We start from the raw sequence: 13,599 nt of genomic DNA, 5'->3' as shown, positions 1-13,599 counted from the left end.
CCGTCCCCGTCTCCGGCCCCGCGCCCGCCCTCACCTCGCCCGGCTCAGGAGAGCCGTGCCGCCGCGTACGCCTCCATGGCGGCGCGCTGGTAGGCGGCCAGACCCGGGGCGATGGCCTCGTACGCGGCGCTCCACATCTCTTCTTCGACGTCGGCTCGCAGAGCGTGCTGCCCCGGCTGGTCGGCCGCGCGCACCTGGTGGACGCCAACGCCGCCGTGGTCGGACTGATGGCGGTCGGCAACGTCGCCGGACGCGGCGCGGGCGGCGCGCTGGTCCAACTGCTCACCGGCGCGCTGGCGATCGGCTCCGCGCTCTCCGGTCTGCTCGGCGAAGTCCTCGGCCTGCGGACCACGCTCTGGCTCGGCGGGGCCGTCCTCGCGACGGCCTCCCTGCCGGTCTACCTGTCCCCACTGCGCACCCGCCGTCCGCCCCTGGTGCCTGCGCCTGCGCCTGGGCCCGCGTCCACGCCCGCGAATGAGCCCGTGCCCGTGCCCGCGCCAGCGTGGCTGTCGGTATCGGGGCGCGCGGCTACCAGCGCGGAGCGCCGTGTCCCGGCTGCCAGTCCAGCCCCGGGTTCGGGTGCGGCCGAAGGACGCGCGCCAGCGAGCTGACCGACCAGACGACCACGGTCAGCAGCCCGTAGAACAGCAGCAGCGCCCAGAACGGGGTGGTGGACAGGCTCCGGTCCTCGAACCGGCACCACGCGTCCGGCGGTAGCCAGGACGCACCCGTCTCCAGCAGTCGTCCGCCGCCCCGCACCAGGCCGTGCTCGCAGCGCTCACCGTAATCCAGCGACCGGACGTACAGCAGGCCGTACAGCGCACCGGCGGAGATGAGGGAGAGGACGGCGCCGATGCCGAGGAGCATCGCCCGTCTTCGCCCGGCCGCCGTACGGATGTTCGTCACCGAGGCAGCGTACCGGCGCGGACGGCCCCGGCTCGGCCCGGATCACCCGAGCGGACCGCAGGCCGGGGACCACCGCAGCAGCCCCCGCCTCCGCTCACCCCAGCAGCCCGCCCATGTGCCCGTCCTCCGCGAGCAGCCGCCAGGAGCGGCCCGGTGAGGCGAAGGCCTCCGGGTCGACGGCCTCCACCAGCCGGTCCACCACGGTGCTCAGCAGCGACTGCGGGTCGAACACCGCCCAGGTCTCCCGGTTCCGGCCGTGGTCCCAGCGCTCCCACTCGGCGCGCAGCCGCTCGTACGTCCACAGCGCGTAGAGCAGGGCGGACAGGTCGCGGTTCAGGTAGGCCTCGGGCTGGCCGTCGTCGTACCAGTCGGGTAGTTCGAGCCGGCCGGTGGTGCCGTCCAGGGCGATCGTGAGGTCGGTCGGCCAGTCCCCGAGCGCGAGGTAGCCCCGTTGGTACGGGCGCTCCTCCTCGCCGTCGAAGTACTCGGGGTACGCCTCCGCCATGGTGACCAGCGGTTCCTCGCAGACCCCGAACATCGCCCCGCCCAGCGGCAGCCCGACCTCGGTCAGCAGCCGCCGGGTCGGCTCGTGCACCAGGGCGGCGGGCAGCCCCTCCGGCCGGAAGCGGTGCACCAGGCCGGTCCCGCCGTCCTCGTCCGTCAGCGCCGCGAGCTCGGCCACCAGCTCCCCGCCGACCTCGTACGCGGGCCCGTCCGGTCCGCCCGGCAGCGCGCCCCAGCCCAGTGCCCGGACCAGCAGCGCCGTCCCCCAGTGCGCCGGTGCGGTGCTCCGCTCGAACAGCGCGGGGTCGATCTCCCGCATCCGCCGCTCGGCCCCCGCCATCACCTCGGCCACCACCGCCGGTCCGCGCCGTCCGTCCAGCGCCTCGGGCCGCCGGGCGGCCTCGCCCACCGCGTCCACCTCCCGCACCAGGGCGACCAGCGCGGTCAGGCCGGAGGCCAGCGGATCGCGCCGCGGCCCGCCGTCGCCGAGGAACACCTCACCGGTGGTCCCGTCCAGCAGCACCAGGTTGCCGACCGCGGCGAACGGTGTGCAGTAGTCCGTCTCGCCGAGCACGAACAGCCGTTCCGCCCCACCCGGGAAGGCCTTCAGCGACCCGTCGTCGAGCACCCCGAAGTCCAGGAACGCCCCGGCCGCCGGCAACCCCTCCCGCACCAGGAACTCCCGGCTGCCCTCATGCACCACCCCGCCCGGCACTCCGACCACCCGCGCACACCCCACGTCCCCCACCCTTCACGGTTCTGCCCCCTGACCCGCCCCTGACCCACCAGACCCTAGCGGGCCCGCCCGACAGGGCCACGCGGGTTTCTCGGGTCGGGGCGGGATCGTGACGTGTCGCCCGGCGAAGCGGCGGCGCGTCCTACGCCAGCGGAACCCCGTCGACGTTCCAGTGCCCCGGGCCCGGCAGATCCGCGTCGCAGAACACGCACACGTAGTGCCCCTCCCGCACGATCCCGCAGCGTCCGCACTCCGGGCAGCGCCGGAACACCACCGGGTGGGTGAAGCCGCCCGGGTGCGGCAGCCCGACCCGGTCGAGGGCCGCGGCGACGGTGGTCCAGGAGCGGACGTCCGGGCAGTAGCCGGTGGACAGGTTGCTGATCGTCTCCACCTCCCAAGCCCCCCGACCGCCGCCCCCCGAGCGCCGGAACCCGACCTCCCCGGCGCCGAGCACCAACTCCGCGCCCGCGCAAGCCACATGCTCACTGCGACGCGGAGCGAGCCGCAGCGCCCCGCCCAGGTCGACCACGAAGGTGAACGGATCCGCCAGTTCCGCGGCCGTCCGCGCGTCCACCCAGGCGGCGAACTCGCCTGCCGTCCGCACCCGTTGGCCGCCAGAGCCGCCGCCCGTCAACAACTCCCGCAGCTCCGGCGGCCCCACGTACCGGTACGCCTGCCCGAAGCCCTCCTCGACCTCCGCCGCGACACCCCGCTCACCCAGCCGCACCCGCCAGTACGCCATCTCGACGGCCGTCCCACTCAGCCCGAACTCTCTTAGCTCCGCCAGCAGTTCCCGAGCACGCCCGAGCGCCACCCCCGCCCCCTCCCGCAGCACCCGCAGCGCGGCCGCCGGATCGCCGAGCGGTCCCGCGAGCCGCAGCCGGGCCGGGCCGTGAGCGATCAGCAGCGCCTCGCGGACATCCGGCGGCGCCGCCTCCGGGCCCGCGTGCTCGCACCGGGCGGCGCCGCAGGACGGGCAGCGGAGCTCGGCGTCCCACCGCAACTCCCGCCCACTGTGCAGGACCTGCCCGACGCTCCGGACGGCAGCGTCCCCGCACTCCGCACACCGGACGGTCACCCTCGCACCCTGCTCCGCCCGCGTCATGCCGGCCCGCCGGCCTCCCGGGCGGCCTGCTCCACGCGGTCGTGGTGTGCCTGCCACCAGTCCTTGTCGCCCGGGGCGGTGTTGGCGCCGTCCGAACGCTGGCCGGTGGCGCCGTCGATGAGTTCGCGGACCAGGTCGGCGTGGCCGACGTGCCGGTGGGTCTCGGCGATCATGTGGACGAGCACCCGGTGCAGGGTCTGCCTGTGGCGGTCGCCGAACGGCACCTGGCCGACCGCGTCCAGCGGCAGCGCCTCGATGGTGGCGTCCGAGTGCGCCCAGACCCGCCGGTAGCGCCCGATGATCTCCTCGGTGCTCTCGTCCGCCCGGGCCCACAGGTCGCCGTTGGGTTCGGCGGTGCCGACGATCCACAGCGGGGCCGGCTCGGGGAAGGGCCGCCCGAAGGTGTCGCCGAAGTACAGCGCCTCGGCCCCGGTGACGTGCTTGACCAGCCCCAGCAGGCTGGTTCCGGTGGGGGTGAGCGGGCGCCGGAGGTCGTACTCGGAGAGGCCGTCGAGCTTCCACAGCAGGGCGTCGCGGGCGTCCTGGATGTAGATCCGGAGATCGTTCTTGTCGTCTGTCTCGCTCATGGGATCAGTCTGTTGATCGCAGGGGAGCTGTCCATCGAATTCGCTTCCTGGCGATGGATCAGGCCGTGCCATCATCGGGGCCGCAGACCGAATCCCACGACAGGAGATCGGGCATGACTGATGACTGGACCTGGGACGAGACGCTGTTCGCCGGAACGGCCGCCCACTACGCGCGCGGCCGACTGCCCTACGCGCCCGGCCTGGCGGAGGCCCTGGCCGAGGCGCTGGGCCTGGACGGCACGGGTCGGCTGCTCGACGTGGGGTGCGGGCCGGGGACGCTGGCACTGGGGCTGGTGCACCTGTTCACCGAGGTCGTCGGGGTGGACCCGGACGACGGGATGATCGCCGAGGCGCGTCGGGCGGGCGCGGGGGAGCGCCGGGTCGCCTGGGTGCAGGCCCGGGCCGAGGAGCTGCCGCCGGGCCTCGGCACCTTCACCGTGGCGACCTTCGGCCAGTCCTTCCACTGGATGGACCGGGACCTGGTGGCGGCGACCGTCCGGCGCCTCCTGCGCCCGGGCGGTGCGTTGGTACACATCTCGGACCTGAAGGCCGAACCCCGCCGTACCGAGGGCCTGCCGCACCCGCCGGTCCCGTACGCCGCGATCGCCGGACTGGTCCGGCACTACCTCGGCCCGGTCCGCCGCGCCGGCCGGGGTCTGCTGCCGCAGGGCACCCCGGGCGGTGAGTCCGCCGTCCTCGCGCGGGCGGGCTTCACCGGGCCCCGGCGGCTGGTCGTCCCCGGCGGGCGGCCGCTGGAGCGCACGGCGGACGACGTGGTCGCCGGGGTGTTCTCCCTCTCCTCCTCGACCCCGCACCTCTTCGGCCCCGACCGGGACGCCTTCGAGACGGACCTCCGCCGCCTTCTCGGGCCGGGCCCGTTCTCCGAGCGCCAGCCGAGCACCGAGGCCGTCATCTGGCGCACCGAAGCCGGGCGCTGACCGCTGGGCGCTGACCGCTGGGCGCTGCCCCCGGAAGGCGGCCGGGTCGTCCGCGCGAGCTCCGCGAGCCGTCCGATTGGAAGGCGCCCGTACGCAAGGCCCGTTCGAGCCGGACAGCGTGTGCGGGCTGCCCGGCAACGGTGTGATCACGTGCCCCCGTTCGTGTCACCCGGCCCCGGTATCCGCAGCTGCTGTCGCCAGGAACGGGCCCGGCGGCAGCCCGTCAGCGGCCCGTCAGCGGCCGGGCGGCCTGCCGTGACCGGCACGGAGAGTGACGGGTGGGGTGGATGGAGCGGACTTGAATCTTTGCGAACAGATGTTCGATCCTGGGGCTGTGCCCGTTTTCGAATCTGTTTTCGAATCTGCCGCCGAGCAGCCCGAACGCCCCGCGCTTCGGCCGGTGGCGCTCCCGGCTGCCCTGGCGGGGCAGCCGGGGCGGCCGGGGCAGCAGGAGGAGCCGGGGGAACCGGGGGAACCGGGGGAGGCAAAGGCGAAACCGGTGACACTCCGGCCGGTGGCGTCGGCCGCCGCCCCCGAGAGCGGGCGGACGGCGGTGCGCGGGCTGGTGCCGGTGGTGCCCGCGTTGCGGGAGGTGCTGCCGGACGGCGGGCTGCGGCGGGGGACGGCGGTGTCGGTGGCGGGCGGGGATGCCGGGCTGCTGCTGGCGCTGGCCGCCGGGGTGCGGGAGACCGGGGGCGGCTGGGCGGCGGCGGTCGGGCTGCCGGACCTGGGGCTGGCCGCCGCCGAGGGGTACGGGCTGGACCTGCGCCGCCTGCTGGTCGCGGACGACCCGGGGGCGCACTGGCCCGAGGTGGTGTCGGTGCTGGCCGGCGCGGTGGAGCTGATCATGCTGCGCCCGGACGGCCCGGTGCCGCCGAAGCTGGCCGCCCGGCTGGCCGCGGTGCTGCGGCGCAGTGGCTGCGTGCTGCTGGTGGCCGGGCCGTGGCCGGGGGCGGTGCTGCGGCTGGGTGTGCGGTCCGGGCGCTGGTTCGGGCTGGGCGACGGCTACGGGCAGCTCGCCGGGCGGCAGGTGGAGGTGGTGGCGGAGGGCCGTGGTTCGGCGGTGCGCGGTCGGTCGGCCCGGCTCTGGCTGCCGGACGAGTACGGCGCGGTGCGCCCGGTCAGGGAGCAGCCCGTCCAGGCGGAGCGCCCACGAGCAGTGGCGGCGGTGGTGTGACGTGCCGACGATGTCCGACAGTGACCGAACCCCCCGGGTGCTGGTGGTCTGGTGCCCGGACTGGCCTGTGGTGGCCGTCACCGGCGACGACCCGGTGGCGGTGACCGAGGGAGGGCGGATCCTTGCCTGCTCGGCGGGCGCCCGGGCGGCCGGGGTGCGACAGGGGCAGCGTCTCAAGCTGGCCCAGCGGCTCTGCCCGGAGCTGGAGCTGCGCGACCGCGACCCGGAGGCGGAGACCCGCCGCTTCGAGCCGGTGGTCGCGGCGGTGGAGGCGTTCACGCCCCGGGTGGAAGTGATCCGCCCGGGTCTGTGCGCCATTCCGGTGAAGGGGCCGGGCCGCTACTTCGGTGGCGAGGAGGCGTTGGCGGTCAAGGTCGGTGCGGCGGTGGCGGAGGCGCTCGGCCGGCCGCCCGTCCCGGACGCCGTCCCCGGCGCGGTGGCGGTCCCCGGGGCGACCGCCGAGCCCTCCACGGAGCCGACAGGACCGACAGGGCCAACAGAACCAACGGGACCAACGGGACCAACGGGACCGACAGGGCCGACAGGACCGACAGAACTGACAGGACCGACAGAACCGCAGACCGTCCCCCACGCCCGGATCGGCGTCGCCGACGGCCTGTTCGCCGCCGTGCTCGCGGCCCGTGCCGGGGTGCTGGTGCCCGCAGGTCGTACGGCGGAGTTCCTCGCCCCGTACCCGGTGGGCTCCCTGGGCGACGAGGCGCTGGCCGAGCTGCTCGGGCGGCTCGGCCTGCCCACCGTCGGGGCCTTCGCCGCACTGCCCGCGGAGGCGGTCGCGGACCGTTTCGGCCCGGCCGGGACGGTCGCGCACCGGCTGGCCCGCGGCCTGCAGCCACGCCCGCTGGTGCCGCGCGACGAGGAGCCGGACCTTTCCGTCGAACAGCGGTTCGACCCGCCGGAGCCGCTCGCCGAACCGCTGGTGTTCGTCGCCCGCACGCTGGCCGAGCGGCTGCACCAGCGGCTGGCCGGGGCCGGGCTGACCTGCCGCCGGGTGGCCGTCGAGGCGGCCTGCGCCGACGGCCGGACGGCCTCGCGGCTGTGGCGGCACGAGGGCCGGCTGTCGGCGACGGCCCTGGCCGAGCGGGTCCGCTGGCAGCTCCAGGCGTGGCAGAGCGCGGGCACCTTCGAGGACGGCCGAACGGACGGCCGAACGGGCGGCCGACCCGGCGACCGCGCGGGCGGCCGAGCGGACCGCCCGCCGGGCAGCGGCCAGGAGGGCTTCACCCTGCTCCGCCTGGTTCCCGACGGCCTCTCCCCGGACCAGGGCCGCCAGCTCGCCCTGTGGGGTCAGGCCGTCGCGGACGACCGGGTGGAGCGCGCGGTGGCCCGGGTGCAGGCGGTGCTCGGGCACGCCGGGCTGCGCCGGATCGAACCGGCCGGCGGGCGCGGCCCGGGTGAGCAGCAGGTCAAGGTGCCGTGGGGTGAGCCGTACGAGGCGGCGGCCCCGGCCGACGCGCCCTGGCCGGGACGGCTGGCGGACCTCTGGCCGGCCGTGGTGCTGCGCGAGCCGGCGCCGGTGCGGGTGCTGGACGAGGCCGGGCAGCCGGTCACGGTGGACGGCCGGGCGGGGGTGTCGGCCCGGCCGGCCCTGGTCGTGGTCCGGGGCCGGGAGGAGCGGGTGGCGGGCTGGACCGGGCCCTGGCCGGCGGTCGAGTACTGGTGGGACCAGTCGCTCGCCCGCCGCCGGGCGCGGTTCCAGATGGTGGTGGACGGCGGCCGGGCGCTGCTGCTCACCGTGGAGGGGGGTGCGTGGTACCTGGAGGCCGGCTACGACTAGCGGTCCCGGAACCCGAGGGCAGGGGGGCAGGACGAGCACGAGAACGACGAAGGCAACCCCCGATGGGCTTCACCAGCCACCCCACCCTCCCCTGGAGCGAGCTGCACCGACGGCTGACCGTCGCTGCGCCGGACCGTACGGTCGTCCCGCTGCGCCGCCCCGCCGAGGAACCCTCCGCCGGGGAACCCCCCACCGCAAGGACCGACAGCGACGAACCCTGGGCCGAACTGCACGTCCACTCCGCCTTCAGTTTCCTGGACGGCGCCAGCGACCCGGAGGACCTGGTCGCCGAGGCGGCCCGACTGGGTGTGGAGACCCTCGCGATCACCGACCACGACGGCCTGTACGGCGCCGTCCGGCTCGCCGAGGCGGCCCGGGGGACGGGCGTGGCCACCGTGTTCGGCGCCGAGCTGACCATCCGCCACGAATCCGCCGACACCGAACACCTGCTGGTCCTCGCCCGCGACCCGGCCGGCTACCGCCGCCTCTCCGCCGCGATCGCCGCCGCTCAGCTGGCCGGCGGGGCCAAGGGCCGCCCGACGTACGACCTCGCGACGCTGGCCGGGGCGCACGACGGCCACTGGGCGGTGCTCACCGGCTGCCGCCTCGGCCGGGTCCCCGCCGCACTCAACGGAACCGCACTCAACGGAACCGCACTCAACGGAACCGCGCTCCAAGGAGCCGCGCTCAACGGAACCGCGCCCCAAGGAGCCGCGCTCAACGGGGCCGCGCTCCACGGGGCCGCACTCAACGGAAGGCAGCGCCCGGAACACCAACTCCGCACCCTCACCGAGGCGTTCGGCCGGGAGAACGTCCACGTCGAGCTGATCGACCAGTGGCTCCCCGGCGACGACCGGCGCAACGACGCCCTCGCCGCGCTCGCCGCCGAGGCACGGCTGCCCGTCGTCGCCTCCACCAACGCCCACCACGCCGGCCCCGCCCAGGGCCGTCTGGCGCAGAGCCTGGCCGCACTGCACGAGCGCCGCACGCTGCAGGAGGCGGCCGGCTGGACCCGGGCGGCCGGCACCGCGCACCTGCGTTCGGGCCGGGAGATGGCCGCCCGGCTGGCCCGCTTCCCCGGGGTGCAGCGGGCCACCGTCGAACTCGGCCGGGCCTGCGCCTTCGACTTCGCCAAGCTGGACCCGGAGCTGCCCGGCTACCCCGTCCCCGAGGGCGAGACCGAGATCAGCCACCTGCGCGCCCTGGTCGCGGCCGGCGGCCCGGCCCGCTTCGGCTCGGGCAACGCCGCCGCCCGCCGCCAGCTCGCCAAGGAGCTGGACGTGATCGAGGACCTCGACCTGGCCGGCTACTTCCTGATCGTGCACGACATCGTGGACTTCTGCCGCCGCGAGGACATCTGGTGCCAGGGCCGTGGCTCGGCGGCCAACTCGGCGGTCTGCTTCGCCCTCGGGATCACCGCCGTCGACCCGGTCCACTACAAGCTGCTGTTCGAACGCTTCCTCTCCACCGCCCGGGACGGGCCGCCCGACATCGACCTGGACATCGAGAACCGCCGCCGCGAGGAGGTCATCCAGTACGTCTACCGCCGCTACGGCCGCGAGCACGCCGCCCAGGTCGCCAACGTGATCACCTACCGGCCCAGGCTGGCGATCCGCGACGCCGCCCGGGTGCTCGGCTACCCGCAGGGGCAGGTGGACGCCTTCAGCCGGCAGACCGACTTCCGCTCCGCCCCCGGCGCGGACGCCGTCATACCCGCCGACGTGCTCTCGCTCGCCACCCAACTCCACGGCCTGCCAAGGCACCTGGGCATCCACTCGGGCGGCATGGTGCTCACCAAGGAGCCGATCGGCGAGATCTGCCCGACCGAGTGGGCCCGGATGCCCGGGCGTTCCGTCCTGCAGTGGGACAAGGAGTCCACCGCCGGCGCCGGGCTGGTGAAGATCGACCTGCTCGGTCTCGGCATGCTCGCCGCACTGCACGACACCTGCGACCTGGTCGCCGAACACCACGGCCTGCGCTACGACTTGGCCACCATCCCGGACGACGACAAGGGCGTGTACGCGATGCTGCGCCGCGCCGACACCGTGGGCGTGTTCCAGGTCGAGTCCCGGGCGCAGATGGCCACCCTGCCCCGGCTCAAGCCGGACCACTTCTACGACCTGGTGGTCGAGGTCGCGCTGATCCGCCCCGGCCCGATCCAGGGCGGCTCCGTCCACCCGTACCTGCGCCGCCGCGCCGGGGTGGAGCCGCCCGGTTGCCCGCACCCGCTGATGGAGAACGCCCTCGGCAAGACCCTCGGGGTGCCGCTGTTCCAGGAGCAGATGATGCAACTCGCCATCGACTGCGCCGGGTTCACCCCGCCCGAGGCCGACCAGCTGCGCCAGGCGATGGGCGCCAAGCGCTCGCACGAGCGGGTCGCCCGGCTGCGCGAGCGGCTGCTCGGCGGAATGGCCGAGCGCGGCATCCCGCCGGAGGTGGCCGAGGACGTCTACGGCAAGATCGAGGCCTTCTCCAACTACGGCTTCCCGGAGAGCCACGCGATCAGCTTCGCCTACCTGGTGTACGCCAGCGCCTGGCTCAAGTACCACTTCCCGGCGGCCTTCACCTGCGCCCTGCTGGCCAACCAGCCGATGGGCTTCTACTCGCCGCTCAGCCTGGTCGCGGACGTCCGGCGGCACGGCGTGCGGGTGCGCGGGGTGGACGTCAACGCCAGCGGGCCGCGCCCCACCCTGGAGCCGTACCGGGGCCCGACGCCCAAGCCGCCGCTGACCGCCGGCCGCCCGCAGCCGGCCATCCGGCTCGGCCTGGAGACGGTGCGCGGCATCGGCACCCCGCAGGCCGAGGCGATCGCGGCCGGGCAGCCGTACGCGGACCTGGAGGACTTCGCCCGCCGCACCGGCCTGCCCGCGCCCGCCCTGGAGGCTCTGGCGACGGCCGGGGCCTTCGACTGCTTCGGACTGACGCGACGTCAGGCACTGTGGGCGGCAGGGGCGTTCGCCGGAATCTCGGCCGAACTGCTCCCCGGCACCACGCCCGGTACCGAGGCGCCGGAGCTGCCCGAGCTGAGCCCGGTCGAGGCGACCATCGCCGACCTGTGGGCCACCGGCACCTCCGCCACCAGCCACCCGCTCCAGCACCTGCGCGCCCACCTGGAACGCGGCGGCGCGCTCTGTGCCGCCCAACTCCCGGACGTGCCACCGGGAACGGCGGTGGTGGTCGGCGGCCTGGTCACCCACCGGCAGCGGCCGCCGACGGCCGGCGGGGTGCTCTTCCTCAGCCTGGAGGACGAGACCGGCCTGATCAACGTGATCTGCAACCGCCCGGTCTGGGAGTCCCAGCGCCGCACCGCCCTGGACCGGGCCGGCCTGCTGGTGCACGGCCACATCGAGCGCGACCGGGGAGCCACCAACCTGATCGCCACCCGGCTCACCCCGCTCCGGATCGGCCTCTGAGCGCGTCCGTCAGTGCGGATAGCCGATCTCCGCGAGGTCCTCGGCCAGCTCCTCCAGATCCGCCTCCGGGTTGAGCGCCGCCACCACGGCCGGCGTGAGCGGGCGCAGTGCCAGGACGTGCCCGATCGCGTCGAGGTCCAGCTCCTGCTCGGGCTCGAAGTACTCCTCGGCCCAGTTCCGGTAGGCCTCGGCGGAGCCGTCCAGCAGGAGTTCGAGGAACCCCCCGTCGCCCGGCGCGCTGGACGCGCCTTGCCAGGCCGCGTCCCCGGGCGCCCGCCAGAAGCAGGCGGTGACGGTCGGGCCGTCCACGTCCCCGAAGGCGGGTTCCTCGGTGAACCTGCGGAACACCGACGGGACGGCGTCCAGCAGCTCCGGGGCGTTGGGCGCCTCGTGGTCGAAGCCCCGCCCGTAGACGCCGGCGGGGGAGAAGACGACGAACCAGTCGTCCCCTTCCCCGTTGCGCACCCAGCTCAGTTCCTCGCCGGGTGCCCAGGCGGCGGTGAAGGTGTGGTACCGGGGCTCCCAGTCGTCCGGGCTGAGGATCGCGTCCAGCGCGGCGAGGGCGCGGCAGCGGTCGCGCAGGTCGGGAACGGCGGGCAGGCGGCTGAGCAGGTCGTTCATGACCGCCATTGAACCCCGGGGGTCCGACAGTCCCTACACCTGGGGCTGCCGCCCCTTGCCCGGTGCCCCGGCGAAGGCCTGGGCGATCGGGAGCCAGGCGGTGGCGACCGGGCCGGTGGCGGTGAGGGCGAGGTCGTCCCGGTGGCGGCGCTGGGTCACCAGCAGGCAGAAGTCCAACGCCGGGCCGGTCACCACATCCGGCGCGTCGGCCGGGCCGAGGGCCCACAACCCGCCGTCGGGGGCGGTCAGTTCCAGCCGCACCGGGTGCTCCGGCGCGGGCAGCCCGTGCGCGGCGAAGGCGAAGCCCAGGGTGCGTAGCCCCAGGTGGGCGATGTGCCGCAGCCGGGTGCTGGGCTCCCTGGTCGCGCCGAGCGCGTCCGCGACGTCCTGGCCGTGCGCCCAGGTCTCCATCAGCCGGGCGGTCGCCATCGAGGCGGGCTTCATCGGCGGACCGAACCAGGGCAGCCGGGAGTCGGCCGGGGCGGCGGCCAGCGCGGCCAGCACCTCCTCCCGACCGGCCCGCCAGTGGGCGAGCAGCTCCGCGGGCCGGGCGGCCGCGCCCTCCCGCGCTCCCTCCTCGACCGGGTCGGTGCCGGCGGCCAGCAGCTCGGTGAAGTGGCCGCCGAGCGCCGCACCGAAGCCCTCCGGGTCGTGCGCGGCCAGCACCGTCCAGTCGTCGGTCCAGGCCAGGTGGGCGATCTGGTGCGCGACCGTCCACCCCTCGGCGGGAGTCGGCCGGGCCCAGTCCCCGGTCGCCAGGTCGGCCACCAGAGCGTCCAGGACGGCGCTCTCGGCCCGCAGGTCCGCCAGCAGCCCGCCCAGGACGTCGCCCGGGGCGTTCGGGTCGGTCATCGGTCTTCCCTCCGGTCCGGGCAGTTGCTACCCGCCGGTAGCACACGGCCGCACCCTACGCCCAGCCGGCCGCGGGCGTCCGCCACTCCACGAAACACGCATGTCAGGACTCTCGCCACCGGCCCCACCGCGTGTGACAATTCCGCGATGACCAGGGCCGCGGACCCCCACCTTGCGCAACCCGCCGACGGCGCCGGCCAAGCCGACGGCGCCGTGCGACCCGACGACGTCGTGCGACCCGACGACCCCGAACTCGCCGCGCGCGCCGCCGAGCTGGTCCGGGACGCCGTGCTCGGCGACCTCGCCCGCCGAGTGGTGGCCGAGTGCGGCGCCGACGTCGGTCTGGTCGGCGTGCCCGAGCCGTTGCCCGGGAGCCGTCCCGGCAGCGAGGGCATGGTGCTGCGCCACTGGGCCGGCACCCGGGCGGACCTGCTGCACGACGTGCCCGTCCCGGCCGGACTCGGCCTCGGCGGCCGGGCGCTCGCCGAGCGCGCGCCCACCTGGGTGCCCGACTACCGTGCGGCCACGACCATTTCGCACCACTACGACGCAGCCGTGGCCGCCGAGGACCTGTACGCGATGCTCACCGTCCCGCTGATGGACGGCGGCGCCGTGCACGGCGTGGTGTACGCCTCGCTGCGCACCGTCGTCCCGTTCGGGGACGTCCGGATCGCCGCGGTCGGCAAGCTGGCGGCGGCCGCCACCCTGGCCCTCGCCGGAGCGGCGTCCTGGAACCGGGCGATGCCCCGACCGGCCGCCCCCGTAAGGCCGTTGACCCCGCGCGAGCACGAGGTGCTGCGCTGGGCGGCGACCGGCCGGACCAACCCGGAGATCGCCGCCCGACTGGGTCTGACCTGCAACACCGTGACCGGCTACCTCAAGGCCGCGATGCACAAGCTCGGCGTCCGTAACCGGACCGAACTCGCCCTCACCGCCCGGGAGTCCGGCCTCCTAGGCTGAGCCTC

The 13,599-nt window shown here is 75.5% G+C and carries 11 protein-coding genes and 1 pseudogene; 5 read left to right on the top strand and 7 right to left on the bottom strand.

The window, feature by feature from the left end; genetic code table 11:
- Positions 1-44: 44 nt before the first annotated feature.
- The 5 genes and pseudogenes from ACFQ87_RS18125 to ACFQ87_RS18105 all read right to left on the bottom strand — a co-directional run.
- Positions 45-143 (bottom strand): annotated as a pseudogene (locus ACFQ87_RS18125) (MerR family transcriptional regulator); the annotation flags it as partial.
- A gap of 385 nt (positions 144-528) precedes the next feature.
- On the bottom strand, positions 529-906 hold the full coding sequence (locus ACFQ87_RS18120) for a hypothetical protein (protein WP_380611756.1): 378 nt from the start codon (positions 904-906) through the stop codon (positions 529-531).
- 94 nt (positions 907-1,000) lie between these two features.
- Positions 1,001-2,134: an SUKH-4 family immunity protein gene (locus tag ACFQ87_RS18115; protein WP_380611755.1), complete on the bottom strand. Its 1,134-nt coding sequence runs from the start codon at positions 2,132-2,134 to the stop codon at positions 1,001-1,003.
- Positions 2,135-2,288: 154 nt separating this feature from the next.
- A complete protein-coding gene (locus ACFQ87_RS18110) occupies positions 2,289-3,224 on the bottom strand; it encodes a hypothetical protein (protein WP_380611754.1) in 936 nt (311 codons plus the stop codon).
- Between the two features lie 23 nt (positions 3,225-3,247).
- On the bottom strand, positions 3,248-3,838 hold the full coding sequence (locus ACFQ87_RS18105; RefSeq protein ID WP_380611753.1) for a DinB family protein: 591 nt from the start codon (positions 3,836-3,838) through the stop codon (positions 3,248-3,250).
- A gap of 113 nt (positions 3,839-3,951) precedes the next feature.
- Between ACFQ87_RS18105 and ACFQ87_RS18100 the strand changes: the two genes are divergently transcribed.
- The 4 genes from ACFQ87_RS18100 to ACFQ87_RS18085 all read left to right on the top strand — a co-directional run bounded on the left by ACFQ87_RS18100 (position 3,952) and on the right by ACFQ87_RS18085 (position 11,161).
- Positions 3,952-4,776 carry a class I SAM-dependent methyltransferase gene (locus ACFQ87_RS18100; RefSeq protein ID WP_380611752.1) on the top strand — a complete coding sequence of 275 codons (825 nt, stop codon included), beginning with the start codon at positions 3,952-3,954 and terminating at the stop codon, positions 4,774-4,776.
- A 499-nt stretch (positions 4,777-5,275) separates the two neighbouring features.
- Entirely contained in the window at positions 5,276-5,953 is a 678-nt protein-coding gene (locus ACFQ87_RS18095; RefSeq protein ID WP_380611751.1) for a hypothetical protein, read from the top strand.
- A 10-nt stretch (positions 5,954-5,963) separates the two neighbouring features.
- A complete protein-coding gene (locus tag ACFQ87_RS18090) occupies positions 5,964-7,748 on the top strand; it encodes a DNA polymerase Y family protein (protein WP_380611750.1) in 1,785 nt (594 codons plus the stop codon).
- Between the two features lie 62 nt (positions 7,749-7,810).
- Entirely contained in the window at positions 7,811-11,161 is a 3,351-nt protein-coding gene (locus tag ACFQ87_RS18085; RefSeq protein ID WP_380611749.1) for an error-prone DNA polymerase, read from the top strand.
- A gap of 9 nt (positions 11,162-11,170) precedes the next feature.
- Here ACFQ87_RS18085 and ACFQ87_RS18080 read toward each other — a convergent pair whose 3' ends face one another.
- Together ACFQ87_RS18080 and ACFQ87_RS18075 are read right to left on the bottom strand one after the other, a co-directional pair.
- Positions 11,171-11,782, bottom strand: a complete 612-nt coding sequence (locus tag ACFQ87_RS18080) for a hypothetical protein (RefSeq protein WP_380611748.1) — start codon at positions 11,780-11,782, stop codon at positions 11,171-11,173.
- 33 nt (positions 11,783-11,815) lie between these two features.
- Positions 11,816-12,634 (bottom strand): TIGR03084 family metal-binding protein, encoded by an 819-nt coding sequence (locus ACFQ87_RS18075; protein WP_380611747.1) that lies wholly within the window; start codon positions 12,632-12,634, stop codon positions 11,816-11,818.
- Positions 12,635-12,781: 147 nt separating this feature from the next.
- On the opposite strand from ACFQ87_RS18075, the gene ACFQ87_RS18070 reads away from it, so the two are divergent.
- A complete protein-coding gene (locus tag ACFQ87_RS18070; RefSeq protein ID WP_380611746.1) occupies positions 12,782-13,594 on the top strand; it encodes a LuxR C-terminal-related transcriptional regulator in 813 nt (270 codons plus the stop codon).
- Positions 13,595-13,599: the final 5 nt, after the last annotated feature.

The sequence above is a fragment of the Kitasatospora sp. NPDC056531 genome, from assembly GCF_042794375.1.
Taxonomy (GTDB): domain Bacteria; phylum Actinomycetota; class Actinomycetes; order Streptomycetales; family Streptomycetaceae; genus Kitasatospora.
The sequence above is the reverse complement of the archived record's forward strand: the minus strand, read 5'-3'. Positions and strand labels throughout refer to the sequence as shown.

Bases quoted from the DNA above. Each gene is read 5' to 3' on its own strand.
- ACFQ87_RS18105 (WP_380611753.1), bottom strand. From the start codon at position 3,838: ATGAGCGAGACAGACGACAAGAACGATCTCCGGATCTACATCCAGGAC.
- ACFQ87_RS18085 (WP_380611749.1), top strand. From the start codon at position 7,811: ATGGGCTTCACCAGCCACCCCACCCTCCCCTGGAGCGAGCTGCACCGA.
- ACFQ87_RS18090 (WP_380611750.1), top strand. From the start codon at position 5,964: ATGTCCGACAGTGACCGAACCCCCCGGGTGCTGGTGGTCTGGTGCCCG.
- ACFQ87_RS18070 (WP_380611746.1), top strand. From the start codon at position 12,782: ATGACCAGGGCCGCGGACCCCCACCTTGCGCAACCCGCCGACGGCGCC.
- ACFQ87_RS18100 (WP_380611752.1), top strand. From the start codon at position 3,952: ATGACTGATGACTGGACCTGGGACGAGACGCTGTTCGCCGGAACGGCC.
- ACFQ87_RS18080 (WP_380611748.1), bottom strand. From the start codon at position 11,782: ATGAACGACCTGCTCAGCCGCCTGCCCGCCGTTCCCGACCTGCGCGAC.
- ACFQ87_RS18075 (WP_380611747.1), bottom strand. From the start codon at position 12,634: ATGACCGACCCGAACGCCCCGGGCGACGTCCTGGGCGGGCTGCTGGCG.